Raw genomic sequence first — 25,814 nt, forward strand, 5'->3', positions numbered from 1 at the left:
AAATCGCCAGTCGAGGCTGGCGCGGTATGCGCCAGGCGACGATCAAGCTATCGGATAGCGGCGGAACACGGGCAGCGCTTCCGCGCGCGCAGTCCACGCGGCCAGGCGCGGGAAGGCATCGCGCGCGACGATCTGCGGCACCATCAGCCGGACGAACGACCACGTGACGGCGGCCGTGACGGCGGCCTGGTCGAGGGCGTCGACGTCGAATGCATCCACCTCGGCCTCGAGCAACTTCAATGCGGCGAGCAATTGTTCCTGCACGCGGTCGAGCCAGGGCTGGTGCACTTTTTCCGCCGGACGCAATGTGTGCTCGTAGACGATCTGCGCCGTCTTTTCGCATGCGGCCAGCGCCGGGCCGATCGTGCGCAGCGCACGCGCACGCGCGGCCGGGGTGACGGGCAGGAGGGAGCGGCCCGTCAACGCGTCGCCGTACTCGAGCATCAGGGTGGAATCGATGAGGAACGAGCCGTCGTCCAGCACGAGCGTCGGCGCCTTGACCGTCGGGTTGATGGCCGCGAATTCGTCGTAGTTGCGGAAGACCGACAGTGCCTTGTGTTCGAACGGGATGTCCTGCAGGTCGAACGAGATGGCGACGCGGCGGACGAAAGGCGAATCGAGCATGCCGATGAGTTGCATGGAACCTCCTGTGATGGGTGGTCTTCCATTCTATTGGCTTTCCGGCAACCCTGCCGGTCATGCATCAGGACTTGACGACAGTCCGCCGCCGGCGCATATTTGAAATCGATTTCATCAAGGAGACACCGATGGGCGAGCCGATGCGTTTCGACGCGGAGACGGAGGCCGGCATGGCACGGGCGACAGCGCGGCCGGGTGCGGACACGGGCGCCCGCGCGCCGCGCGTGGTCGCCATCGACCTGCTGCGCGGCCTGGCCGTGATGGGCATGGTGATGGTCGCGTACGCGGGCGGCTGGGACCAGCGCTTCACGTTCCTCACGCATGCGCCGTGGCGCGGGTTCGCCATCGCCGACATGATCTTCCCCGCGTTCCTGTTCTGCGCGGGCGCCGCGCTGCCGTACGCGCTGCGGCGGCGCGCGGGCCAGGGGAGGGCGGCCCTCGTGGGCCACGTGCTGCGCCGTTCGGCGATCCTCGTCGCGCTGGGCGTCTTCCTGAACCTGCTGCCGGGGTTCGACGTCGCGCACGTCCGCCTGCCGGGCATCCTGCAGCGCATCGGCCTGTGCTATGCGATCGCCGGTACCGGATGCGCGGTGGCCGGCTTGCGCGTGACCGGACTCGTTGCGGCCATCGTCGTGCTGCTGGCGGGCTATGGCGCGTTGCTGCTCGCGTGGGACGCACCCGGCTGCGGCCGGGCGTGCTTCGATTCCGCGCACGCGCTGCCGGCCGTCGTCGACCGCGCCGTATTCGGCGTCACGCACCTGTGGCCGTGGGGACGGACGGGCGACGTCGTCACCTACGATCCGGAAGGGCTCGTGTCCACATTGGGCGCGCTCGTCAATGTGCTGCTGGGCGTCGTCGCGTCCGTGCTGCTGCAGCGGTCGCACAGGCGCGCCACGTTGACGGCCCTCGCCATCGCCGGCGCGGCGTGCCTGCTGGGCGGCCTGCTGCTCGATCCGGTCGTGCCCGTCGTGAAAAAGCTGTGGACGCCCAGCTTCGCGCTGCTGTCCGGCGGCTTCACGTTGCTGGCCTTGCTCGCGCTGATGCGGCTCGTGCCGCCCGGTCGCGAGGCGCCCGCGTGGACCCGTCCCGTGCTTGCCTTCGGCACCAACGCGACCTTGGCCTTCGTCGGCATCACGCTGATCGATACGGTGATGCAGTTGCCGCTGGGCGGCGCGGGCAGCGCGCACGACCGGCTGGCGGCCCTGCTGGCGCGCGCGATTCCCGAGCCGCGCGTCGCGTCGGCCGCGTACTCCGCGCTGCTGCTGCTCGTGCTCGGGGCGGGGCTGTGGCAGTTGTACAAGCGGAGGATCGTCGTCCGGATCTGAAAAAATGGGCGTATGCTGGCGCTCATTTGAACCCGACCGGAGACTGAGATGACGCGTTTGAGCGCAGCTGATTTCGACCCCGAGATATTACGCCTGTTCGACGGCTATGTGCACGGCCGCGTGTCGCGCCGCGATTTCCTCGCGCGCGCGAGCCGTTACGCCGCGGGCGGCACGACGGCCGCCACGTTGCTGGCGCAGCTGTCGCCGTCGTTCGCGGCGCCGCTCGTCGCCCCGGCGGACGCGCGCCTGAAGATCAGCTACCTCGACTTTTCCTCGCCTCACGGTTACGGCAAGGTGCACGGCTACCTGGCGCAGCCGGCGAATGCGGCGGGCAAGCTGCCCACGGTCCTCGTCGTGCACGAGAACCGCGGCCTGAATCCGCACATCGAGGACATCGCGCGCCGCATTGCGCTCGACGGCTATATCGCGTACGCGCCGGACGCGCTGTACCCGCTGGGCGGCTACCCCGGCGACGAGGACAAGGCGCGCGCACTGTTCCCCAAGCTGGACCAGGCCAAGACGCGCGCCGACTTCATCGCCGCCGCGCGCGGCTTGGCGGCGCTGCCGCAGGGGACGGGCAGGGTCGGCGTCGTGGGCTTTTGCTACGGCGGCGGCATCGCCAACTATCTCGCGACGCAGTTGCCCGACCTGGCCGCCGTCGTGCCGTTCTACGGCATGCAGCCGCCGGCGGCCGACGTCGCCCGCATCCGCGCGCCGCTGCTGATCCACGACGCGGGCAACGATGAACGCGTGCTGGCCGGCTGGCCCGCGTACGAGGCGGCGTTGAAGGCGAACCACGTGGACTACCAGCACTTCGTCTATCCCGGCGTCGAGCACGGCTTCAACAACGACACGACGCCCCGCTACGACGAGGCCGCGGCCAAGCTGGCGTGGACGCGGACGATGGCGTTCTTCAAGGCGAAGCTCGCGTAGTGGAACGGCTGGCCGCGCTGCGGGCGCTGATCGCGTCTGACCGACGACGGATGGACGTGCTGCGCGCGGTGCGTGACCTCGGCCTGCCCGATTGCTGGGTCGCCGCCGGGTTCGTGCGCAACTGCGTGTGGGATCACGTGCACGGTCACGCGGCGTCGCCGCTGTCGGAAGATATCGACGTGGTCTGGTTCGATGCGGCGCAGTGCGAGGCCGAGTGCGACGCTGCGCTCGAACGCGCATTGCGGTGCCGGGACGGCAGCCTGGACTGGTCCGTCAAGAACCAGGCGCGGATGCACGTGCGCAATGGTGATGCGCCGTACGCCTCCGCCACCGATGCGATGCGACATTGGCCGGAGACGGCGACGGCGGTCGGTGTCCGGCTCGGCCAGGGCGATACCATCGATGTTGCGGCGCCGTTCGGGCTGGACGACCTGTTCGGACTGGCCGTCCGGCCGACCCGGCGTTTCGCTCTGGAGAAGCGGGCGGTGTACCTGGCGCGCATCCGCGCCAAGGACTGGCTGGGCCGTTGGCCCCAGCTGCGGATCGATATGTCGGGTTGATCCAATAAAAAAAGGCACCCGCAGGTGCCTTTGTCGTTCGCTGGCGGATGGCTTACACGTAAGCCGCCAGCGAGGTTTTCATCTTTTTCAGCGCGGCCGATTCGATCTGGCGGATGCGCTCGGCCGACACGCCGAATTCCTCGGCCAGCGTGTGCAGCGTGGCACCGGAGCCGTCGTCGTTGGCCAGCCAGCGGGCTTCCACGATGCGGCGCGAACGCGGGTCCAGCCTCGACAGGGCCGTTTCCAGACCTTCCGACTGCAGGCGCACCTGCTCTTCGCCTTCCAGCACCTTCGTCGGTTCCTGCTGGTCCGACGACAGGTAGGCAATCGGCGAGAACTTGTCGTCTTCGTCGTCGGTCGGCGCTTCCAGTGCGATGTCGCGGCCGGACAGGCGCGTTTCCATTTCGATCACTTCTTCGCGCTTGACGTCGAGCATCTTGGCCAGATCGTCGACTTGCTGCGGCGACATGGCATCCAGACCCTGTTTGTTGCTGCGCAGATTGAAGAACAGCTTGCGCTGCGCCTTCGTCGTCGCAACCTTGACCAGGCGCCAGTTCTTCAAGATGTATTCGTGCATCTCGGCCTTGATCCAGTGCATGGCGTAAGACACCAGGCGCACGCCCTGGTTCGGGTCGAAGCGCTTGACTGCCTTCATCAGGCCGATATTGCCTTCCTGTATCAAGTCGGCGTGCGGCAGGCCGTAGCCCAGATAGCCGCGCGCGATCGAGACGACCAGACGCAGGTGAGACATCACCAGTTTCTGGGCCGCATCGAGGTCATTCTTTTCCTGCAGCCGCGTTGCCAGCGACACTTCTTCTTCGTGGGTCAGCATCGGCAGGCGGTTCACCGCCGAGATATAGGCGTCGATATTACCGAGATTGCCACTGAAACCCAGCCCCAGAGCACGACTGCCGGCCGGGACCAATGCGGATTGTGCGGACATAGTCACTCCCTCTGTTAAGCTGCTGCATCGTCTCGCCATCTCCAGAGCCCCGGAGGCACCACTGGCTGGCTTAGATCGGGATGCTGACGGTGCTATCAATACCATTTCCCGCGATAGTCTGACGTTATATTAGCACTCTCTTGAGGTGAGTGCTAGACGCCACCATATCCCCGAAGACGGGTTTAAGTTTCGTTAAAGTATTGTCCACAGGAACCAAAAACCGGGCTCCATTCAACTGTAGAGCAGGGCATCAGCGATTCAAATGATTTGAGTCAAGTGTGACACCCGTAACGCTTGAAATTCGTAGAAGACAGGTTAGGCGACTCATGCTGCGCCTTCTGTTTGCTGGCGCACGTTGTCGTGTAGGCGAATGCCTCGCGTCCGCTGCAGGATTAGACTGGCCGGCAGCGGCTGGGTTCACGATCGCGCTACAGCGTGTCGATAAATTGTTCGACGACGGATTTTTTGATGGCCACGGCCGTGTCTTTGCTGAAACCGTGGCCGGTCGGGTAGATGTCGTGCCGGATCCGGTACGTGAAGCGATGCGCCTGCAGTTGCGCGACGATGCTGTTCGCCATCCGGGTGCTCGGCCAGACGTCGTCGTTCAGTGCCGAGATCAGGAACACCGGGCCATTGATTCGTTCGACATGGATCCGGACATCGTCACGGCCCGCGGCCGCGTCGAGCGCGTTCTCGAACCGTTTCACCTGCGGCAGCGCCGGGTTGTCATCCAGCGAGAGTGCCGACACATCTTTGCCTCGGTAGGTCCAGGCGGAACGGGCTTCCGTCCTGCCATGCCACGCCACTTCGCTCGGCGTTGCCACTATGACGGACTTGATCCGCGCATCCATGCTGGCGACGAGCAGGGCCGCCTCGCTGCCACGAGAGCCCGACAGGATGCCGAGCCGCGCCTGATCAACGCCGTGCAATTGCGCCGCGTAATTAATCGCATCGATAAAGTATTCCAGCGGAATATGGTCCAGCGTGGGCGGCAGGCCTTTTTCCTTGAAATAGGCTAAAGCCAGCACGGCAATGCAGTGCGGCGCCAGCATGTCGCCGCTCGATTCGCCCGTCGACAGCCCGCCTTCCGACCCGCCGAACGCCAGTACCAACGGCGTCGGCCGTTCGCTTGTCGGCAAATACGCCTTGGCCACGAGATTCTTATAGGCCACCTTCTCGACCGTGTAGTCACAGGCGCCAGCCGATCCGGCAAGACATCCGATGACCAGTGCAGCGAGCGAACCCAGTCTTCGGATCATGTCGGCCCTGCGTATCGTCAGTTCAACCGTGCCAGATGCCGCTGCACGGACAGCATGGCGCCCACGAGCCCGAGCCCCGCGCTGATCGCCAGCAAGCCCGCCATGCCGAGCGGCGGCAGCGGGGCGAGCTGGAATTCCGAGGCGTACAGCCGGGCGAACTCGGCGATGGCCGTGTTCAGCGGACGCAGCGCCAACGTCACGGCGCCCAGCGCCACCGTGCCCGCGCACAGGCCCAGCAGCGCGCCCGTGTAGTAGAACGGGCGGTGGATGAAGTTGTCGGTCGCGCCCAGCAGCTTCGACACGGCGATTTCTTCGCGCTGCGTCAACACCTGCAGGCGGATCGTGTTGAACACGACGGCGATCACGACGACGCCCAGCGTGACGGCGAGCAGCAGCAGTGCCAGGCGCAGCACGCCCAGCAGGGCGGCCAGGCGCTTGACCCAGGCCGAGTCCACTTGCACGGAATCGACACCCGGGAGCGCGCGCATCTGCTCGGCGATGCCGTCCACGCGCGCGGCGTCGGCGCGGCTGGTGAAGCCTTCGAGCTTCATCACATAGCTGTCCGGCAGCGGGTTGTCGCCCAGCGTCTCGATGACGTCCGTGAGGCCGCTTTTTTCCTTCAGGCTCGCAAGCGCCTGCTCGCGCGGCACGAAGGTGACTTTCGCGCGGCTGCCGTGCAGGATGCGCTGCAATTGCGGCGCGAGCGCCTGCGCCTGGTCGCGCGGCGTGTCCGCCTTCAGGAACAGGCTGAGTTCCGGGTCGACGGACAATTCTTCCGACAGCGGACGCACGTTGTCGAGCAAGGTGACGCCGGCAAACGGCAGCGCCAGCGCGACGGCGACGACGAGCACGTTGAATAAAAAGCTGCCCGGCGCCTTGCGCACGTGCGACAGCGCGGCGCCGAGCGCGAAGCGGTGCTGGCGGAACCAGATGTTCATGCTGCACCTCCCGCCACTTGGCCGTGTTCGAGGCGGATCACGCGTGCCGCCTTGTCCAGGATTTCGTCGTCATGGGACGAGATGACGCAGGTGACGCCCACGGAATGAAACGCGTGCAGTGCGTCGATGACCTTGTCGGCGGCGGCGCGGTCGAGGTTCGCCGTCGGCTCGTCGGCCAGGATGATCTGCGGGCGGTTGACGATGGCACGGGCGATCGCCACGCGCTGCTGCTCGCCGCCGGACAGTGCCATCGGCAGCGCCAGCGCGCGGTCGAGCAAGCCGACCTTGTCGAGCGCCGCGCGGGCGCGCTGCTCGGCCTGAGCGGCGTGCGCGCCGGTGACGAGCAGCGGCAGCATCACGTTGGCCAGGATGTGGCGGTCGTTCAGCAGGCGCTGGTTCTGGAAGATCAGGCCGAGGTTACGGCGCAGGAAAGGGATGCCGGCCTTGCGGATGCGCCCCACGTCCTGCCCGTTCACGATCACGCGGCCGGACGTCGGACGCTCGATCGCCGCGACCATCTTCATCAAGGTGGACTTGCCGGCACCGGACGGACCGGCCAGGTACACCAGCTCGCCCTTGGCGATGTTCAGCGACACGTCCGCCAGCGCGAGCGTGCCGGCGGAATCGGAGTACTTCTTGGAGACGGACTGGAATTCGATCATCGCGCGTTTATCCCAGCAGCGCCTCGGCGAATTCGTCGGCGCTGAAGGGTTGCAGGTCCTCCAGTTTCTCGCCCACGCCGATGAAGTACACCGGCACGGGACGCGTGCGCGCGATGGCGGCCAGGATGCCGCCCTTGGCCGTGCCGTCCAGCTTCGTGATCACGAGGCCCGTCAGCTGCAGCGCGTCGTCGAACGCCTTCACTTGCGCGAGCGCGTTCTGGCCCGTGTTGCCGTCGATGACGAGCAGGATCTCGTGCGGCGCGTCGTCCATGCCTTTGCCGATCACGCGCTTGATCTTCTTGAGCTCTTCCATCAGGTGCAACTGCGTGGGCAGGCGGCCGGCCGTGTCGACCATGACGACATCCACGCCGCGCGCCTTGCCCGACTGGACGGCGTCGAACGCGACGGCGGCCGGGTCGCCGGACTGCTGCGAGATGACGGTGACGTTGTTCCGCTGGCCCCAGACCATCAGCTGTTCGCGCGCGGCGGCGCGGAACGTGTCGCCGGCGGCGAGCAGCACGGATTGCTCGTGGTGCTGCATGTGCTTGGCCAGCTTGCCGATGGTGGTCGTCTTGCCGGCGCCGTTGACACCGGCGATCATCATCACGAGCGGCTCGTGGCGGCCCAGTTCGAGCGGCTTTTCGAGAGGGCGCAGCAGGTCGACGACCAGGCTTTTCAACGCCACCTTGACGGCGGCCGCATCGAGCAATTTGTCTTCCTTGACCTTGCGCCGCAGGTTGTCGAGCAGGTACTGGGTCGCATCCATGCCGGCGTCCGACATGAGCAGGGCGGATTCGAGTTCCTCGTACAGGTCTTCGTCGATGCGCGCACCGACGAACAGCAGCGACAGATTGCTCGACGTCTTCGCCAGGCCGGCCTTCAGGCGCGACATCCAGGAACGCTTGGCCTCCGCTTCGCTCACGGGGCGTTCGGCCGTTTCCGGGAACAGCTGGCCGTCGTAGGCAGTGGATGTGGCGTCGGCCGGTGCGGCGACGTCGGCTTCAGGCGCGACGGGCGCGGTGTCGACCGCCGCGGTGTCGACCGCCGCGGTGTCGACCGCCGCGTCCTCGCCACCGCCGAACAGGCGGCGCAGGAAACCCGGCTGCTCGGCCGGCTGCTCGGGCTGCGCGTCGGCGGCGGGCGCTGCGGATTCGACCGCGGCCGGCGTCTCGGCTTCAGGTTTTTTCTTTTTGAAGAAACTAAACATTGTGTAATTCGGGAGGGCGGCAAGTGCCGAAAGGGTCGCGCGTATTCTACCAGAGCGGGCCCGGTTCCCCCTGCCGGGTAACCGGAAAGCAATCCATCCGTCCCGGCACGTCAAGACCACAGCCGGCGCCGGCGCTGGTATCCTGTCGTTTCCGAAAGACCACCTTGCCGCCCCCGCCGCCGCGGCGCCCGCCATGAAACACCGTCTCTTCCTGTTCGACCTCGACGACACCCTGCTCGACTTCAAGGCATCCGAACGCCTGTCGTTCGACCGCACGATGCAGGCCCTCGGCCTGGCCGCGCTGCCGGACGGCCTGTTCGCGCGCTACCAGGCCATCAATATGGCACTGTGGAAGCGGTTCGAGACGGGCACCCTCGCCAAGGACGTGCTGAAAGTCGAACGGTTCCGCCAGACGTTCGACGCGGCAGGCCTCGACCTCGACCCGGAAGCGGCCAGCCGCCTGTACCTCGAATCGCTGTCGGACACGGTGGTCCTGATCGACGGCGCGCGCGAGCTGTGCGCGACTTTGGCTGCCATCGGCGAAGTGGGCATCATCACGAACGGCGTCGCGCACATCCAGCATCGCCGCATCGCCAGCTCGGGCCTGCGCGACCACGTGTCGTTCGTCGCGACGTCGGAAGCGTGCGGGCACGCGAAGCCCGACGGCCGCTTCTTCGACTACACGGTGCAGATGGCGCGCGCATTCAAGCACGCCGAGACGATCATCGTCGGCGACCGGCTCGATGCCGACATCCTCGGCGCGAACCGGTTCGGCATCGAAAGCTGCTGGTTCAATCCCGGCGGTCTCGCCAACGACAGCGAGGCGCTGCCCACCGTGGAAGTGGCGCGCCTGCACGACGTCGTGCCCGCGCTGCGCGGGCTCGTCGTCGCCTGATCAGCCGCCTTTAGCCGCCTGCGCGTTGCGGCGGATCGTGTCCAGCGTGGCGCCCGGCGTGATCAGGTTGCCGTCGTAGCGCAGCTCGATCAGCGCCGGAAGTTTTTGCGTGCGCGTGAACTCGATGGCGCGTGCCAGCGCGGGGCCGAAATCGGCCGTCGTTTCGACCGCCTCGCCGTGGCCGCCGTACGCTTTCGCCAGCGCGGCGAAGTCGGGATTGTGCAGCTGCGTGCCGGACACGCGGCCCGGATATTCGCGCTCCTGGTGCATGCGGATCGTGCCGAACATGCCGTTATTGAAGACCAGGAAGATGACGCCGGCGCCGTACTGCACGGCGGTCGCCAGCTCCTGGCCCGTCATCATGAATTCGCCGTCGCCGGCGAAACAGACGACAGTGCGCTCGGGCCGCACGATCTTCGCGGCGACGGCGGACGGCACGCCATATCCCATCGCGCCGCTGGTCGGGGCCAGCTGCGTGCGCATGGCGCCGTAGCGCCAGAAGCGGTGCGCCCACGTCGCGTAGTTGCCGGCGCCGTTCGTGATGATCGTGTCGCGGGGCAGCGCGGCTTGCAGGTCCTGCACCATCTGCCACAGGTCCAGCGGCGCGCTGCCGTCCTTGAAGATGGCGGGGCGTTCCTGCCACGCACGCAGATCGGCCTTCGCGTCTTCGACCGTGTGGCGCCACGCCGCTGCATCGACGGGTTCCATCGCCGCGAGCATGCTGGCCGCTTGCGGTGCACCGCTGGCGATCATCAACTCGGCCTGGTAGACGCTGCCCAGTTCCTCCGGATCCGGGTGGATGTGCACGAGGCGCTGGCGCGGCACGGGCGATTCCAGCAGCGAGTAGCCGCTCGTCGTCATCTCGCCCAGCCGGGGCCCGAACGCGATCAGCACGTCGGCCTCTTTGACGCGCGCCGCGAGCTTCGGATTGATGCCGATGCCGACGTCGCCCACGTAATGCGGGTGGTCGTTGTCCAGCAGGTCCTGGAAGCGGAACGCGCACGCGACGGGTAGGGCGTTCGCCTCCGCGAACCTCTGCACGTCGACGCACGCTTGGTCTGTCCACGTGCCGCCGCCCAGCAGCAACAACGGTTTCTTCGCCCCGGCCAGCATCGTGCGCAGCTGGTCGATCTGCGCGGCGGACGGCGCGCCTTGCGTGGGCTGGTAGCGGCGCGTGTCGGCAACTTCCGCGCGGGCGACGAGCATGTCTTCCGGCAGCGCGAGGACGACGGGGCCCGGACGGCCGCTCGTCGCGACCTGGAATGCGCGCGCCATGTATTCGGGGATGCGCTCGGCGCGGTCGATCTGCGCGACCCATTTCGCCATCTGGCCGTACATGCGGCGGTAGTCGATTTCCTGGAACGCTTCGCGGTCCATGAAGTCCGTGCCGACCTGGCCGATGAACAGGATCATCGGCGTGGAATCCTGGTATGCCGTGTGCACGCCGATCGACGCGTTCGTCGCGCCGGGGCCGCGCGTGACGAAGCAGATGCCGGGCTTGCCCGTCAGCTTGCCGTAGGCCTCGGCCATGAACGCGGCGCCGCCTTCCTGGCGGTTGATGACGAAGCGGATGTCCGAATCGTGCAGCGCGTCCAGCACGTCGAGATAGCTTTCGCCGGGCACGCCGAAGGCGGTGTCCACGCCGTGGACCTGGAGCGCATCGACCAGGATCTGGCCGCCGCTGCGGGAAGGGTGCGTCATGGTGAGGTCGTCCTTATCACGATGGAATCCGGGCATTCTATGCAACTCGTCCAACGCTGGCTTTTCAAATAGCGACACGACCTTTCACAAAAGGCAGCGGCGCATGGAGTACAATTGCGGCCGTGAAGCAGGCCAGACAGCCGCTGGTCCACGCCGCAAGGTCGTGGGCGGGAGGAAGGTCCGGACTCCACAGAGCGGGGTGACGGTTAACGGCCGTCCGCCGAAAGCCGGGCGCAAGCCAGGTATAAGGCGAGGAATAGGGCCACAGAGACGAGCGTATTAAGTTACGGTGAAACGCGGTAACCTCCACCTGGAGCAATTCCAAATAGGCACGCGTTGAGGTTGCTCGCGGAGCGTGCGGGTAGGAAGCTTGAGCGCCGGAGTAATTCGGCGCCTAGAGGAATGGCTGTCATAGCGCCCGCAAGGGCGTTACACAGAATCCGGCCTATCGGCCTGCTTTACACATAATTCACGGCCCGGGGAGCTCGACGACGATGCGTTACATCCTCGCCCTCGACCAGGGGACCACCAGTTCGCGCGCCATCCTCTTCGATCGCCAGGGCCAGCCCGTGCGCATCGCCCAGCAGGAATATCCCCAGCATTTCCCGCAGCCCGGTTGGGTGGAGCACGATCCGCTCGACATCTGGCGCAGCCAGCTCGCGTGCGCGCGCCAGGTCCTCGCGGACAGTGGCGTCGTTGCGGCCGACGTCGCCGCCATCGGCATCACGAACCAGAGAGAAACGACCGTCGTGTGGGACCGCGCGACGGGCGAACCGCTGTGCCACGCCATCGTCTGGCAGGACCGGCGCACGGCCGACCTCTGCGACGACCTGCGCGCCGCCGGCAAGGCGCCGCTCATCGCGCGCAAGACGGGCCTCGAACTCGATGCGTATTTTTCCGCGACCAAGCTGCAATGGCTGCTCACGCACGTGCCGGGCGCGCGCACCCGCGCGGAGCGGGGCGAGCTCGCGTTCGGCACCGTCGACAGCTGGCTCACGTATAAACTGACGGGACGCCACGTCACGGACGCGAGCAATGCGTCGCGCACGATGCTCTTCAATATCAACAGCCTCCGCTGGGATCCGGAACTGCTGGCGCTGTTCGGCGTGCCGGAATCGATGCTGCCGGAAGTCGTGCCCAGTTCCGGCATCGTCGCAGAGGCCGACCCCGCGTGGTTCGGCCGCGCGATCCCCATCGCCGGCATCGCGGGCGACCAGCAGGCAGCCACGTTCGGCCAGGCCTGCCACCGGCGCGGCATGGTCAAGAATACGTACGGCACCGGCTGTTTCATGCTGATGCAGGCGGGCGACACGCCGCCGCAATCGCACAACCGCCTGCTGGCCACCGTCGGCTGGACCATCGCCGGTCACACCGACTACCTGCTCGAAGGCAGCGTGTTCATGGGCGGCGCCACCGTGCAGTGGCTGCGCGACGGTCTCGGCATCATCAAGCAGTCGGCCGACGTCGAGGCGCTCGCGTTGTCCGTGCCGGACAGCGGCGGCGTGATGCTCGTGCCGGCGTTCGTCGGCCTCGGCGCGCCGCACTGGGACGCGTATGCGCGCGGCACCATCGTGGGCATGTCGCGCGGGACGACGGGCGCCCACGTCGCGCGCGCCGCCGTCGAGGCCATCGCCTACCAGAGCGCGGAGCTGCTGGCCGCCATGCAGAAGGACGCCGACTGTGCCGTCCACGAAGTGCGCGCGGACGGCGGCGCCGCGCGCAACGACCTCCTGATGCAATTCCAGGCCGACCTCTTGGGCGTGCCCGTCGTGCGGCCGCAGGTGACGGAGACGACGGCCCTCGGCGCCGCCTGCCTCGCCGGCCTGGCCGTCGGCTTCTGGTCGTCGCGCGACGAGATCGCAGCCCAGTGGAAGAGCGAACGCCGGTTCGAGCCGCAACTGCCGGCCGCGCGGCGCCAAGAGATGATGGCGCGCTGGTCGCGCGCGGTCGCGCATGCGCGCGCGTGGGCCGCGCCGGACGCGCATTGACGCAGGCGCTTGCGCCTCGCGTGCGGCCGTGCGCGTGCGGATGAGGCACAATCCGTCGACATCGATACGTTGCGACGGGAGGCGCCTTGAAATTCCTGAAGGGTTTCTTTTCGACCGCGCACGCGCTGCTCGGGTTCCTGTTCGTGCTGGTCTCCGTGCTGATCACGGTGCTGGCCGTGCAGACCGGCTGGAGCGCCGTCGGCGCCGACCCCGACGAGAGCGCCGAGATGGCCATCGAGGCGATCGGCCTCTTGGCCATCGCCGTCGTGTCGCTGCAGATCGCCCAGACCATCACCGAGGAAGAAGTCGTGCGCGACGCCCACATCAGCGCGCCCACGCGCGTCCGCCGCTATCTGTCGCGCTTCATGGTGGTCGTCGTGGTCGCGCTGTCGATCGAGGGCCTCGTCGGGACGTTCAAGGCCCTGCATGAGGAACCGGAGCTGCTGCCGCACGCGGCGTCCGTGCTGATCGCGGCCGGCGTGCTGCTGTCCGGCTGGGGCGTGTTCATCCGCATGAACAAGGCCGCCGAGGACCTGGAGCCGGAGGCGATGGCGGCCGCGAAGAGCGAGGACGCGAAGGTGGATGAGTAATCAAACGCCGCCGCGCGCCCGCGCGAAACGGCGCAGGGCCGCTGCCTGGGCGCGGTCCAGGCAGCGGTACGGGATCGGGATCGCGCCACGCAAATACATTAGCAGGACGCCGCGCCGATAGCGGCGTACGCCGCGGATCTCGGCCCAGCTGCGCACCAGCGTGCCGGCTTGCGTCGTGCGCTCGATGCCGGTGGCGTCGATGCGGAAGGCGCAGTGCGGCATCCGCCGTTTCTTGTACACGAATACGGGCGTGCCGATGAGCGCAACCCAGGCGCTGACGGCGGCGGGCAGAGACGCGAGCGCGAGGGCGCCGCACGCGAGCAGTGCCGTCCTGGCCCAGCCGGGGCCGATCATCCACGCGATGGCGAGGGTCGTCATGGCGAAGGCAAACGGCACGAGCGTCTGCCGCAGACGCTGCGCGGGCGTCATCCGCCGCAACGTCGACGTCAAGTGATCATGTACGAAGCCGAGGTATTCCGGCAGCGTGTAGACGACGTCGAACCGGGTCGCCGGCGAGGCAGGCGGTAGGGCCGCGTCGCGCCCGTCCGGCGGGTCGACCGTCAGCGTATGGTCGACCGCATGCCGCGCGGCATGCCGGACGACCTGCATGGCCACTTCCTTGCGGTGCAGCGGGCGCGGATGACCGGCGCCGAACATGGGCGTCTCCTGATCGTGAACGATGCCGGCCATATGGCGGCCCGCGGGCTGATTGCAATACTCATAACAGCGTACGCGCACAAAAAAATTCCTGGCGTCATCTGCTCAATGTGAAATTGTGAGAGCTTTGCGTTGACTTTCGTCGATATACTGCCGGGTAAGAGTCTTTCCTTTTAATCATCAAGGGTATCCGGCGCGATACCGTTCCTTTTCCCGATCGCACGGCAGTGGCATACATATGCTGCATCGTCCCGGTTTATCGAGAGTTTTATGTTTGTTGGGCAAATCATCCTTCCCGAAAATGCCGACTTCGACTGCCTGCTGAACCAGGTGTTGATGTGGTGGCCGGAAGAACTGGTGGGCGACGACGCCGACGCCGGGGCCCGGCAGTCGTCGGTCGCCCATCTGTACGAAGCGAGCATCGCGCCGCGGGCGATCCAGTCCGCCAGCATGCTGCTCGTGCAGCTCGACTGGGTCCTGTACGGCATCGTCATGGAGTTGTCGCGCAAGGTCTCGCGTGTGCGCGTGAAGGACATCCGGCCGCAGCTCATCAAGGACCGGTTCCACGCATTGCTGACTCATATCGCGCTGCCGCAACTGCTCGGCGAGCGGGACTGGGACGGCTCGTTCGAGCGTGACGAGCTCGTGAATTACTTGCGCGCCGAGGACATGGCGATCGTCTGACCATCATATAAATGGCTCTCTATCAATAAATATGTCCATTGTGACAATTGGAGAGTTTGTACATACCCATCCGATGGCATGATGCGCGGTCCCGGGCCGGTCCGTATCTGCCCGCGAAGCAAAACACCACGACAACGACAACAGGCATGCGTCGCAGCGACGTCGAGCATGCGCATGGGCCGCCACGCGGCCACTAGGGATATGATGAAAAAGACAATGCAAGTGGCCCTGTTGGGCCGGACAGCAATCGGCCTGGCGTGCCTGGCCCTCACCGCGTGCGGTGGCGGCGGTAGCGGCGGTAGCGGTGGTAGCAGCGGCAGCGGTGGCACGACCACGCCGCCTGTGGCGTCCGTACCTGAAGTCAAGGTCTTGTCCGGCGGCGTCACGCGTTACGCTGCGCAGAACAGCACAGTGGCATTTGAAGTACAAATCAAGCCGAGTTTTACGCCAGCAGGCACGCTGTTCGTCAACGCCACCGATAAAGCCGGCGTGATCGGTACGCAGGTCGGTGTCACGGCAAGCCAGGATGGCAGCTATGTGCTTGCGCTCGAAACGGTCAATGGCACGCCGGCGGGACACTATGCCGGTGACATCACCTTGAAGCTGTGCGCGGACCAAGCCTGCGCGACACCGCAGGCGGTGCCCTCGGTGACCGTGCCTTATGACGTGACCGTCCTGGCCTACGGCTCGGCTTGGCCGGGCGACAAGCTGACCCCGCTGACGCCGTGGACCGACGTCGCGGACTGGAATACGTTCCAGGGCAACGCCGGCCATACCGGCTACGTGCCGGTGGAGATCAAGCCTGACCAGTTGCTGCCGCGCTGGAAGACGGGCGCAGCCAGCCAGGAAACGGTCTCGTTCTACGGTTATGCCGCAACACTGGTGGCTTCGGACGGCATGTTATATGCGTCGGGGGATAAAGCGCTCAAGGCCCGCAAGGAATACGACGGCACTCTCGCCTGGTCGTACGACCTCAGCGGGTTGCCATATGCTACGGTCAATCCGCCCGCCGTCGCGAGTGGGACTGTCTACATGGCTGCCGGTGCGCAGGATTCGACCTATATGTTTGCCTTCGACGCCGCAACGGGTGCCGTGCGTTTCAAGGCGCCGATGCGCTCTCAGTGGGAACATTATTTGGCACCGGTGGCGCTGGCCGACGCCGTGTATACGAACTCCGGCACGTATGGCGGCCTGTTTGCCTTCACGAACACGGGCGAGCAAATGTTCTTCGCCAACGTGGCGGATACATCGATGTGGAGTCCCGCCGCGGACGCAAGCAACCTGTATGTGTACGATGGCGGTCTGAGCGTGTTCGACCGCAAATCCGGCCAGCTGCAGCTCGCGATCAAGGACGCCAACTTCACCAACTACACGTACCAGATAAACGGCGCGCCGGTATTGGGCGCGGCTGGCAACGTGTTTGCTGCAAATTATGCGAACGCGTTCTTGAATGGCGGCTCGATGGGTAATGAATTGCTCAAGTTTAATGCTGCCAAAGGCTATGTCGACTGGCGCGTCAAGGGCAATTATCCATTGACCCCGGCTTACGCCGGCGGTGTCGTGTATGCGCCGAACACGACGCCCTATCGCGTCGAAGCCCGTGCCGAGGCTGATGGTGCGCTGTTGTGGTCGTGGGTGCCGGGCCAGGCGAGCGAAACTGCATGGAACGGTGAGCCCATCGTTACCAAGAACTTGTTGTTCGTCAGCAGTAACAAGGCGACTTACGCGGTCGACTTGCGCACGCATAAGGCCGTGTGGAGCTATCCGATGGGAGGCAGGCTGGCGTTGACGCGCAGTGGCATCCTGTACATCCAGAACGCGGAAGCGCTGGTCGCGTTCAACGTCAAATAAGCATCCGACACGCGTACCCGGGCTGCTAGGTGCCCCGGTACGCGCTCAGAACCCGATCCGCCCCTTGCCCGGCGTCGCCTTGAGCCGGATATCGTCCACGTTGACGTGCGCCCGCCCGTCCGCGACGGCATAGCCGAGCCCGTCCAGCAAGGTCTTGCGCAAGTCGCGCGGCGACACGCCCGCGAGCCTGTCCAGCACGACGTCGCCCAGGCCCGGATCGAATGCGGTGAGGTTCAGCTCGCGCAGCAGGCCCGCATACATGCGCTGGGCGATCCCGGCCGCCTGTTCCGGCGTCGGCGCCGGCACTTCATAGACGGCCATCCGGTTCAGCAGCGGGTGTGGAATGCCTTCCGTGGAATTGGCCGTCAGCACCCAGAAGATTTGCGACGCGTCGATGTCGACGTCGATGAATTCGTCGCGGAACGCGCTCGCCGTTTCCGGCTCCAGTAATTGATACAGCGCCGCGAGCGGGTCGGATTGCGAGGAGCCCGTCGCCTTTTCCACCTCGTCCAGCACGATCACCGGGTTCGCGAACTGCCCGCGCACGAGGCGCTCGGCCACCTTGCCGCACTTCGCGCCGCGCCAGCTGGCCGAGCTCCCGGTGATGACAAAGCCGGCCGACAGCGCGTTCATGCTGATCAGTTCGCAGTCCGTCTGCATCACTTTCGCCAGGCGCTTGGCGAAGTGCGTCTTGCCCACGCCCGGGCCGCCCAGCAGCAGGATCGGCATGACGTTGAAGCCTTTGTCACCGGCATGGGCGAGGCGCAGATAGCGCGCCAGGTCGTCCAGGACCTCGTCGAAATTGGGACATTCCTCGAACAGCGGGTCGAGCGCGTCGACGGAAGAGGGCGTGGTGACGAAACGTTCGGCCCCGGTCTCGAGCATGCGTTCGTAGAACGCTTCGAGTTCGGGCGAACGTCCGCGGCTGCGGTCGAGCGCGCCCTGGACCTCGTTGAGATCATAGACGGCGCGGCTCCGGGCCAGTGTGATGCTCATGGCAATCTCCTGCGCGGTAGTACGGACTCACTTATCATACGGGGCTCCCCACGCCGCCAAGCGAATCGGAAACGGCTGGGTAGACGCCTTGCGTTTATCCTAACCCGCCCCGCATCGATCCGCAATTTTGACCCATCCGCAGCGTCTGTTTTCCGCCGACCGACCGGCGGTTAAAAGTTGTTCTTGATCAATGGTAAAACACATGTGTGCAGATGAGGTAGCACATGCATTGTTTAACCTAAGTGCCTAATTTTGCTCAACATTTTTACTTGAGGTTCCGTCAAGTAAGTTCGCTAAGTCATTGGTTTCATTGGCAATTTTCGCGTTTTCTAAACGTGAATTCGCTTGACCACAGACAACGCTTCCTCTAAAGTGGGAAACGGTGGCAAAAAGTGTAGTTTTGTGGGGGATCGGTGAATCTCCCGGCGCCTAAAAACAACCAGACTGATAACTCTCCAAAACTAGGTACAACGTGTTTCAGGGCGCGTCAGCGATTAATCTCGATGCAAAAGGACGGCTGTCAATACCGGCCAAGCATCGTGACGCCTTGATGCAGCAATGCGAAGGCCGTATGACGCTCACGAAACACCCGCATGGTTGCCTGTTGTTCTTCCCGCGCCCGGTGTGGGAAGAACACCGCGAACAGATCGCCGTCTGGCCGATGTCGGCACGGGCGTGGCAACGCATTTTCCTGGGGAACGCCTGCGATGTCGAGATGGACAGCGCGGGCCGGGTGCTCATTTCGCCCGAGCTGCGCAACGCGGTTGGATTGGAGAAGGAAGTGATGATGCTCGGGATGGGGACCCATTTCGAGATCTGGGACGCCGCCAAGCTGGCAGCCGACGAGGCCCTGGCCGTCGCGGGTGGCATGCCCGACGTCCTTTCCAATTTCTCCTTCTAAGGCGCCGATGAACGTGACTCAGCCGGTGCCCGGTTTGCAGCATCGTACGGTGCTGTTGGATGAAGCAGTCGACGCGCTTGCCCTCGAAGGCCCGCGCGCCGCAGGGATTTATATCGACGGTACGTTCGGCCGCGGCGGTCACAGCCGGCTGATCCTGTCGAAGCTGGCGCCCGAGGGCCGCCTGATCGGCTTCGACAAGGATCCCCAGGCGATCGCGACGGCCGAACAGATGAACGATCCGCGCTTTTCGATCGTCCACGACAGCTTCGCGACGATGCGCGAAGCGTTGGCGGCACGGGGCGTGCACCAGGTCGACGGCATCCTGCTGGACCTGGGCATCTCCTCGCCCCAGGTCGACGACGCGAGCCGCGGTTTCAGCTTCCGCAACGACGGTCCCCTGGACATGCGGATGGATACGACACGGGGCATTTCCGCAGCCGCCTGGCTGGCGGAGGTGCCGGAGAAACAACTGGAAAAGGTGATTCGCGATTATGGGGAAGAACGGTTTGCTTTTCAGATTGCAAAGGCGATTGTTGCTCGCCGGGCAGTCGAGCCAATTTCAAGCACACGACAGCTTGCCGCAATCGTGGCAAACGCGGTCAAAACCCGGGAGAAAGGCAAGGATCCGGCAACCCGCACCTTTCAGGCTGTCCGGATTTTCATCAATCAAGAGCTTGAGGACCTTGAAACAGGTCTGAACGCCGCCTTCGAACTGCTCAAGCCCGGCGCTCGCCTGTCGGTGATCAGCTTCCACTCGCTGGAAGACCGCATGGTCAAGCAGTTCCTGGCGTCCAAGGCCAAGGTCGAGCAACCGGATCGCCGGCTGCCGATCCGCGCCGTCGATTTGCCCCAGCCCTTGATGAAGTTGATCAGCAAGACCAAGCCCTCCGACGTCGAAGTCGAAGCCAATCCGCGCGCCCGCTCGGCGGTGCTGCGCGTTGCCGAGCGGCTGCCCGGAGGTGCCGCATGAGCGGCAAGCTGAACATCGTCCTGACCACGCTGCTGGTCGGCTGCGCGCTGTCGGTCGTGAACGCGCGCTACCAGGCGCGCCACCTGTTCATCGACCAGGAAAGGCTGCAACAGCAGCAGCGCCAGCTCGAGGTCGACTGGGCCCAGCTCCAGCTCGACCAGTCGACCCTCGGCAAGAACGAACGCATCGAACAGATCGCGCGCTCGCAGCTCGACATGGCGCCGCTGTCGCCGGCGCGCACCCAATACCTGATGGAAGGCGGTAAATGAAGGCCGGCACCAACGCATCCCGCGTCGCCGCCGCCAAGGGCGTGGCGTTTTCCAAGAGCCCCGTACTGGCCGTGCGCCTGCCGGACTGGCGTTCGCGCGTCGTGCTGTTCGTGCTGTTCTCCGCGTTCGTCGCGCTGGCTGGCCGCGCGCTGTGGCTGCAGGGCGTGTCGAACCAGTTCCTGCAGAAGCAGGGCGCGAGCCGCTACGAGCGCACGCTCGAACTGCCGGCCACGCGCGGCAAGATTTTTGATCGCAACGGCATCGTGCTCGCGTCGTCGCTCCCGGTGAAGGCCGTGTGGGCGATCCCGGACGACGTCAAGGAAGCACCGTCCGCGAAGCTGCGCGAACTGGCGCAGCTGCTCGACATGCCGCAGGCCGAGCTGCTGAAGAAGCTCGATTCCGACCGCACCTTCGTCTACCTGAAGCGCCAGGTCGAGATGGACGTCATCGCGAAGATCGAGAAGCTCGGCATCGACGGCATCGACACGCGCAAGGAATACAAGCGCTATTACCCGCAGGGCGACGTGATGGCGCACATCGTCGGCTTCACGAACGTCGAGGACGTGGGCCAGGAAGGCATCGAGCTCGCGCAGCAGAAGAACCTCGTGGGCCAGGTCGGCAGCCGCCGTGTCATCAAGGACCGCCTGGGCCGCATCGTCGAGGACGTGGGGCTGTCGCGTGAGCCGCACGACGGCAAGGACATCACGTTGTCGGTCGACTCCAAGCTGCAGTACATCGCGTACAACAGCGTCAAGGACGCCGTCGAGAAATTCCACGCCAAGGCCGGCGCCGCCGTCGTGCTGGACGTGCACACGGGCGAGGTGCTGGCGCTGACCAACTGGCCCACGTACAACCCGAACGACCGCTCGCACCTCACGGGCGAGCAGCTGCGCAACCGCGTCATCACCGACACGTTCGAGCCGGGTTCCACGCTGAAACCGTTCACCGTCGCGCTGGCGCTGGACAAGGGCCTGATCAAGCCGACCACCCTGTTCGACACGGGCAACGGCCGCTACCAGACGGGCGGCCACACGATCCGCGACACGCACCCGCATGGCGTCATCGACGTCAGCACGATCATCCAGAAGTCGTCCAACATCGGCACGACCAAGATCTCCGAGCTGCTGACGGCCCAGGACATGTGGGAGATGTTCACCAAGGTCGGCTTCGGCCAGGCGCCGCGCTACGGCTTCCCGGGCGCCGCGGCCGGCCGCGTACGTCCGTATAAATCGTGGCCGATCGTCGCCAAGGCCAATATGTCGTTCGGCCAGGGCATCTCGATGTCGCTGCTGCAGCTGGCGCACGCCTGGCTGATCTTCGCACGCGACGGCGACGTCATCCCGCTGTCGTTCCAGAAGGTGACGGAAAAGCCGGTCGGCCAGCAGATCATCTCGGCGAAGACGGCCGCGCAGATCCGCACGATGGTGGAGTCGGTGGTGAGCCCGCAAGGCACGGCGGCGCAGGCTCAGGTGGCCGGCTACCGCGTCGGCGGCAAGACCGGTACGGCGCAGAAGGTCATCAACGGCCGCTACTCGCAGACGCACTACGTCGGCTCCTTTGCCGGCATCGCGCCGATGAGCAATCCGCGCTTCATCATCGCCGTGATGATCGACGATCCATCCGGGCCGTTCCACACGGGCGGGGCAGTGGCCGCGCCGACATTCGCGGCACTCGCGGCGAATGCGTTGCGGGCGGCTAACGTGCCGCCCGACTCCACGGTCACGGATATCATCATCCCGGAACATCCTCTCGAGGAGAGCAATTGATGGCCGAGACGCCGAACATCACTGGTTGGATCCAGGCCGCCGCACCAGGCGGCCGTCTCGTTTCCGACTCGCGCCGCGTGACCCGCGGCGACGTGTTCTTCGCCTATCCCGGCGAGGCGGCCGACGGCCGCCGCTTCATCGCCTCCGCCATCGGGAACGGCGCCGCCGTCGTCGTGTACGACGACCGCGATTTCGCGTTCGACGAAAGCCTCGGCGTCCCGCACCTAGCCGTGCCGGACCTCAAGCGCAATGCGGGCCCGATCGCGCATGCGGTCTATGGCGCACCGGATGCGGCCATGTTCACGGTCGGCATCACGGGCACGAACGGCAAGACGTCGTGCGCGCTGTGGACGGCGCAGGCACTGGCCCATCTGAACGAGACCGCGGCCGTCATCGGCACGCTGGGCGTGGGCCTCGTGCGCGGTCACGCGGAGCCTGAATTCGATGCGACCGGCTACACGACGCCGGACGCCGTGCTGCTGGCGACGGAACTCGCGCGCCTGCGCGACGCGGGCGCGACGGCGCTCGCGATCGAGGTGTCGTCGATCGGCCTCGTCGAGCACCGCACGGCGGGCATGCATTTCGACGTGGCCGTGTTCACGAACCTGACGCGCGACCACCTCGACTACCACGGCGACATGGCAGCGTACGAAGCGGCGAAGCGCCAGCTGTTCGACTGGCCGGGCCTGAAGACGGCCGTCGTCAACCTGGACGATGAAGCCGGCGTGCGCATCGCGCAGCACCTGCGCGCGGACCGGCCAAGCGTCGCCGTCATCGGCTACACGTTGCGCGCCGTGCACGAACAACCCGTGCTGGACGGCGTGGCGGTGCTGCGCGCATCGAATCTGCGCAGCCGCCCGAACGGCAGCGAATTCCACCTCGAGTCGCCGTTCGGCAGCGCCACCGCGCGCACGCACATGGTCGGCCACTTCAACGCCAGCAACGTGCTGGCCGTGCTCGGCGCGCTGCTGGCGAAAGGCGTAGCACTGCGCGCCGCGCTCGACGCCGTCGAGACGCTCGTGCCGGCGCCGGGCCGCATGCAGCAGATCGGCGGCCAGGACGCGCCGATGATCGTGATCGACTACGCGCACACGCCGGACGCGCTGGAAAAGACGCTGGAAGCGCTGCGCCAGGTGGCACACGAGCGGGGCGGGCAGCTGTGGTGCGTGTTCGGCTGCGGCGGCGACCGCGATCCGGGCAAGCGCCCGCAGATGGGCCGAATCGCGCAGATGGCCGAGCACGTGCTCGTCACGAGCGACAACCCGAGGAGCGAGGAACCGCGCGCCATCATCGACCAGATCGTGGCCGGCATGGACGCGCACCACCCGACGTCGACTTACCAGGCCATCGAGGACCGCGCCGCGGCGATCCTCTCGGCCGTCAAGCATGCCGCCAAGCCGGACGTGATCCTGCTGGCGGGGAAGGGGCATGAGCCCTACCAGGAAATCAAGGGCCGGAAAATGCCGTTTTCCGATGCCGACCACGCCGCGCTGGCATTGACTGCGCGGCTCACGATGATGAGGACTGTCTGATGATTCGCGGCTCGCTGGAACAACTCGTGGGATCGATCGAAGGCGCGCACGTCACGCGCGACGCCTATTTCCAGGGCGTGTCGACCGACAGCCGGCAGGTGATGCCGGGGTCGCTGTTCGTCGCGCTGCGCGGCGAACGATTCGATGCCCACGACTTCCTCGGCCAGCTGGTCGGCAACCCGGTGGCGGCCGTCGTCGTCGAGCGCCTGCCCGACAACTATCCGCTGCCGGCCATCGTCGTGCCGGACACGCTGGCCGCACTGGGCCGCATCGGTAATTTCTGGCGCCGCCGCTTCGCCATCCCCGTCATCGGCGTCACCGGCAGCAACGGCAAGACGACGGTCAAGGAGATGATCTCCGCGATCCTCGTCGCCGCGTTCGGCGCGGAAGGCCGGCTGGCCACGCAGGGTAATCTGAACAACGAGATCGGCGTGCCGCTGACCGTGACGCGCCTCACGACCGCGCACCAGGCGGCCGTCGTGGAACTCGGCATGAACCACCCGGGCGAGATCGCACGCCTGGCCGCCATCGCCGAGCCCACCGTCGCCCTCGTCAACAACGCGCAGCGCGAGCACCAGGAATTCATGCACACGGTGGAAGCCGTCGCGCGCGAAAACGGCGCCGTGCTGCAGGCGCTGCCGGCGGACGGCGTCGCCGTATTCCCCGGCGACGACGAGTACACGGCGCTGTGGCGCGAACTGGCCGGCGACCGCAAGGTGATGACGTTCGGCCTGGACGACCAGTGCGACGTGCGCGCGACGTACACCGCGACCGGTTTCGGCAGCGAACTCGCCGTGCAAGCCGGTGTCGCACGCTTCACGATCCAGCTGGCCGCAGCAGGCGTCCACAACGTGCGCAACGCGCTCGCGTCGATTGCCTGCGCGCTCGCGGCCGGCATTCCCGCCGACGCCATCGTGCGCGGCCTGGAATCGTTCGCACCCGTCAGCGGCCGCCTGCAGCGCAAGCAGGCGACGTGCGGCGCCACCGTCATCGACGACAGCTACAACGCCAACCCCGACTCCGTGCGCGCCGCCATCGACGTGCTCGCGCAATACCCTGCGCCGCGCATCCTCGTGCTGGGCGACATGGGCGAGGTGGGCACGCAAGGACCTGAGTTTCACCAGGAAATCGGTGCGTATGCCGCAAGCCGCGGCATCGACACCGTGCTCGCGACCGGCGACCTGGCTCGCCACATGACCGGATCGGGAGCGCAACACTACGAGCAGTTCGACGAATTATTGGCAGCACTGGATCAACGACTGGGCAGCAAATCTGACGCAACTGTGTTGGTGAAGGGCTCGCGCTTCATGAAGATGGAGCGCGTGGTCCAACACCTGATCGCATCAACCAACACCGGCAAGGAAGCCCACTAGACTTATGCTGCTCTGGCTCGCACAATATTTTCGGGACTACGTCGGTCCACTGCGCGTTTTCAACTACATCACGTTCCGCGCCGTGTTCGCGACGATCACCGCCATCAGCATCGGCATGCTGTGCGGTCCCGCCGTGATCCGCAAGCTGACCGCGCTGAAGGTCGGCCAGGCCGTGCGCACGTACGGCCCGCAGACGCACCTGACCAAGCACGGCACCCCGACCATGGGCGGCGTCCTGGTGCTGATCGCCATCGGCGTGTCCACCTTGCTGTGGTGCGACCTGTCGAACCGCCTGATCTGGCCCGTGCTCGTCGTCACCCTGGGCTTCGGCGCCATCGGCTGGGTCGACGACTACCGCAAGGTCGTCTATAAAGACCCGGAAGGCATGCGCTCGGGCGAAAAATATTTCTGGATGTCGCTGATCGGCATCACGTCGTCGCTGTACCTCGCGTTCTCCGTCTCGGCCGCGACGCCGTGGGAAGTGTGGCAGTTGTTCTTCGCGTGGGTGCAGTCCGGCTTCTCGATGGACCTGCCGCCGAAGGCCGACCTGATCGTCCCGTTCTTCAAGACCATCAGCTATCCGCTGGGCGTGTGGGGCTTCATCGCGCTCACGTATTGCGTGATCGTGGGCGCGTCGAACGCCGTCAACTTCACCGATGGCCTCGACGGCCTCGCCATCATGCCGACCGTGATGGTGGGCGGCGCGCTGGGCCTGTTCGCCTACTTGACCGGTAACGCGACGTACTCGAAATACCTGTTCATCCCGCACATCCCGGGCGCCGGCGAACTGCTGATCTTCTGCGGCGCGATGGCCGGCGCGGGCCTCGCATTCCTCTGGTTTAACGCGCACCCTGCTCAGATGTTCATGGGCGACGTGGGCGCGCTGGCGCTGGGCGGCGCGCTCGGCACCATCGCCGTCATCGTGCGCCAGGAAATCGTCCTGTTCATCATGGGCGGCGTGTTCGTCGCCGAGACGCTGTCCGTCATCATCCAGGTCAGCTGGTTCAAGTACACGAAGAAGAAGTACGGCCAGGGCCGCCGCGTGTTCCTGATGGCGCCGCTGCACCACCATTTCGAACAGAAGGGCTGGAAGGAGACGAAGGTCGTCGTGCGTTTCTGGATCGTGACGATGATCCTCGTCCTGATCGGCATCTCCACCCTCAAACTGCGCTGAT

Annotated in this window: 24 protein-coding genes and 1 other RNA gene; 16 read left to right on the forward strand and 9 right to left on the reverse strand. The window is 65.9% G+C overall.

Annotation, left to right across the window (positions count from 1 at the left end):
- Positions 1 to 42 precede the first annotated feature (42 nt).
- Entirely contained in the window at positions 43 to 639 is a 597-nt protein-coding gene (locus NX784_RS13595; protein WP_258817203.1) for a glutathione S-transferase, read from the reverse strand.
- A gap of 128 nt (positions 640 to 767) precedes the next feature.
- Here NX784_RS13595 and NX784_RS13600 point away from each other — a divergent pair, with 128 nt between their 5' ends.
- From NX784_RS13600 to NX784_RS13610, 3 genes are read left to right on the forward strand one after another with little or no spacing between them, the layout of a single operon-like run.
- Positions 768 to 1,964, forward strand: coding sequence for an acyltransferase family protein (locus NX784_RS13600; RefSeq protein ID WP_258817204.1), 1,197 nt, complete (start codon positions 768 to 770; stop codon positions 1,962 to 1,964).
- 48 nt (positions 1,965 to 2,012) lie between these two features.
- Complete coding sequence (locus NX784_RS13605) at positions 2,013 to 2,897, forward strand: dienelactone hydrolase family protein (RefSeq protein WP_258817205.1); 885 nt, start codon at positions 2,013 to 2,015, stop codon at positions 2,895 to 2,897.
- Positions 2,897 to 3,457, forward strand: coding sequence for a nucleotidyltransferase family protein (locus NX784_RS13610; RefSeq protein WP_258817206.1), 561 nt, complete (start codon positions 2,897 to 2,899; stop codon positions 3,455 to 3,457). The genes NX784_RS13605 and NX784_RS13610 overlap by 1 nt, the downstream gene beginning before the upstream one ends.
- Positions 3,458 to 3,509: 52 nt before the next feature.
- Here NX784_RS13610 and rpoH read toward each other — a convergent pair whose 3' ends face one another.
- From rpoH to ftsY, 5 genes are all read right to left on the reverse strand, one after another.
- Positions 3,510 to 4,400, reverse strand: a complete 891-nt coding sequence (gene rpoH, locus NX784_RS13615; RefSeq protein ID WP_258817207.1) for an RNA polymerase sigma factor RpoH — start codon at positions 4,398 to 4,400, stop codon at positions 3,510 to 3,512.
- 428 nt (positions 4,401 to 4,828) lie between these two features.
- Complete coding sequence (locus NX784_RS13620) at positions 4,829 to 5,659, reverse strand: acyl-CoA thioester hydrolase/BAAT C-terminal domain-containing protein (protein ID WP_258817208.1); 831 nt, start codon at positions 5,657 to 5,659, stop codon at positions 4,829 to 4,831.
- 17 nt (positions 5,660 to 5,676) lie between these two features.
- Positions 5,677 to 6,597, reverse strand: coding sequence for a permease-like cell division protein FtsX (ftsX, locus tag NX784_RS13625; RefSeq protein WP_258817209.1), 921 nt, complete (start codon positions 6,595 to 6,597; stop codon positions 5,677 to 5,679).
- Complete coding sequence (locus tag NX784_RS13630; RefSeq protein WP_258817210.1) at positions 6,594 to 7,259, reverse strand: cell division ATP-binding protein FtsE; 666 nt, start codon at positions 7,257 to 7,259, stop codon at positions 6,594 to 6,596. Before NX784_RS13630 ends, ftsX begins: the two co-directional genes overlap by 4 nt.
- Before the next feature lie 7 nt (positions 7,260 to 7,266).
- Complete coding sequence (gene ftsY / locus NX784_RS13635; RefSeq protein ID WP_258817211.1) at positions 7,267 to 8,466, reverse strand: signal recognition particle-docking protein FtsY; 1,200 nt, start codon at positions 8,464 to 8,466, stop codon at positions 7,267 to 7,269.
- Between the two features lie 193 nt (positions 8,467 to 8,659).
- On the opposite strand from ftsY, the gene NX784_RS13640 reads away from it, so the two are divergent.
- Positions 8,660 to 9,361: a YjjG family noncanonical pyrimidine nucleotidase gene (locus NX784_RS13640; protein ID WP_258817213.1), complete on the forward strand. Its 702-nt coding sequence runs from the start codon at positions 8,660 to 8,662 to the stop codon at positions 9,359 to 9,361.
- On the opposite strand, the gene NX784_RS13645 is transcribed toward NX784_RS13640, so the two are convergent.
- Entirely contained in the window at positions 9,362 to 11,062 is a 1,701-nt protein-coding gene (locus tag NX784_RS13645; RefSeq protein ID WP_258817214.1) for a thiamine pyrophosphate-binding protein, read from the reverse strand.
- Positions 11,063 to 11,186: 124 nt separating this feature from the next.
- On the opposite strand from NX784_RS13645, the gene rnpB reads away from it, so the two are divergent.
- The 3 genes from rnpB (at position 11,187) to NX784_RS13660 (ending at position 13,640) form a co-directional block, all read left to right on the forward strand.
- Positions 11,187 to 11,526: RNase P RNA component class A (gene rnpB / locus NX784_RS13650), an RNA gene on the forward strand.
- A gap of 30 nt (positions 11,527 to 11,556) precedes the next feature.
- Complete coding sequence (glpK, locus tag NX784_RS13655) at positions 11,557 to 13,050, forward strand: glycerol kinase GlpK (RefSeq protein WP_258817215.1); 1,494 nt, start codon at positions 11,557 to 11,559, stop codon at positions 13,048 to 13,050.
- Between the two features lie 86 nt (positions 13,051 to 13,136).
- Positions 13,137 to 13,640 (forward strand): hypothetical protein, encoded by a 504-nt coding sequence (locus NX784_RS13660; protein WP_258817216.1) that lies wholly within the window; start codon positions 13,137 to 13,139, stop codon positions 13,638 to 13,640.
- Here the strand turns inward: NX784_RS13660 and NX784_RS13665 are convergent, their stop codons facing one another.
- Positions 13,641 to 14,297 (reverse strand): YcxB family protein, encoded by a 657-nt coding sequence (locus NX784_RS13665; protein ID WP_258817217.1) that lies wholly within the window; start codon positions 14,295 to 14,297, stop codon positions 13,641 to 13,643. It lies immediately after the preceding gene.
- A gap of 270 nt (positions 14,298 to 14,567) precedes the next feature.
- On the opposite strand from NX784_RS13665, the gene NX784_RS13670 reads away from it, so the two are divergent.
- Together NX784_RS13670 and NX784_RS13675 are read left to right on the forward strand one after the other, a co-directional pair.
- The gene (locus NX784_RS13670; RefSeq protein ID WP_258817218.1) at positions 14,568 to 14,981 is read left to right on the forward strand and encodes a hypothetical protein; all 414 of its coding nucleotides are present in this window, start codon (positions 14,568 to 14,570) and stop codon (positions 14,979 to 14,981) included.
- 216 nt (positions 14,982 to 15,197) lie between these two features.
- A complete protein-coding gene (locus NX784_RS13675) occupies positions 15,198 to 16,832 on the forward strand; it encodes an outer membrane protein assembly factor BamB family protein (RefSeq protein ID WP_258817219.1) in 1,635 nt (544 codons plus the stop codon).
- Between the two features lie 45 nt (positions 16,833 to 16,877).
- On the opposite strand, the gene NX784_RS13680 is transcribed toward NX784_RS13675, so the two are convergent.
- Positions 16,878 to 17,828, reverse strand: a complete 951-nt coding sequence (locus NX784_RS13680) for an AAA family ATPase (protein WP_258817220.1) — start codon at positions 17,826 to 17,828, stop codon at positions 16,878 to 16,880.
- A gap of 472 nt (positions 17,829 to 18,300) precedes the next feature.
- Here NX784_RS13680 and mraZ point away from each other — a divergent pair, with 472 nt between their 5' ends.
- Genes mraZ through mraY form a run of 7 tightly spaced genes read left to right on the forward strand, consistent with a single transcriptional unit; the run spans position 18,301 to position 25,813 of the window.
- Positions 18,301 to 18,729 (forward strand): division/cell wall cluster transcriptional repressor MraZ, encoded by a 429-nt coding sequence (gene mraZ / locus NX784_RS13685; RefSeq protein ID WP_258817221.1) that lies wholly within the window; start codon positions 18,301 to 18,303, stop codon positions 18,727 to 18,729.
- Entirely contained in the window at positions 18,716 to 19,699 is a 984-nt protein-coding gene (gene rsmH, locus NX784_RS13690; RefSeq protein WP_258817246.1) for a 16S rRNA (cytosine(1402)-N(4))-methyltransferase RsmH, read from the forward strand. Before mraZ ends, rsmH begins: the two co-directional genes overlap by 14 nt.
- On the forward strand, positions 19,696 to 19,968 hold the full coding sequence (ftsL, locus tag NX784_RS13695; RefSeq protein ID WP_258817222.1) for a cell division protein FtsL: 273 nt from the start codon (positions 19,696 to 19,698) through the stop codon (positions 19,966 to 19,968). The genes rsmH and ftsL overlap by 4 nt, the downstream gene beginning before the upstream one ends.
- Positions 19,965 to 21,734, forward strand: a complete 1,770-nt coding sequence (locus NX784_RS13700) for a peptidoglycan D,D-transpeptidase FtsI family protein (RefSeq protein ID WP_258817223.1) — start codon at positions 19,965 to 19,967, stop codon at positions 21,732 to 21,734. Before ftsL ends, NX784_RS13700 begins: the two co-directional genes overlap by 4 nt.
- Positions 21,734 to 23,266: a UDP-N-acetylmuramoyl-L-alanyl-D-glutamate--2,6-diaminopimelate ligase gene (locus NX784_RS13705; RefSeq protein ID WP_258817224.1), complete on the forward strand. Its 1,533-nt coding sequence runs from the start codon at positions 21,734 to 21,736 to the stop codon at positions 23,264 to 23,266. Before NX784_RS13700 ends, NX784_RS13705 begins: the two co-directional genes overlap by 1 nt.
- 2 nt (positions 23,267 to 23,268) lie before the next feature.
- On the forward strand, positions 23,269 to 24,639 hold the full coding sequence (locus tag NX784_RS13710) for a UDP-N-acetylmuramoyl-tripeptide--D-alanyl-D-alanine ligase (RefSeq protein WP_258817247.1): 1,371 nt from the start codon (positions 23,269 to 23,271) through the stop codon (positions 24,637 to 24,639).
- A gap of 4 nt (positions 24,640 to 24,643) precedes the next feature.
- The gene (mraY, locus tag NX784_RS13715; protein ID WP_258817225.1) at positions 24,644 to 25,813 is read left to right on the forward strand and encodes a phospho-N-acetylmuramoyl-pentapeptide-transferase; all 1,170 of its coding nucleotides are present in this window, start codon (positions 24,644 to 24,646) and stop codon (positions 25,811 to 25,813) included.
- Position 25,814: the final 1 nt, after the last annotated feature.

Source organism: Massilia pinisoli (assembly GCF_024753285.1).
GTDB lineage: Bacteria > Pseudomonadota > Gammaproteobacteria > Burkholderiales > Burkholderiaceae_D > Telluria > Telluria pinisoli.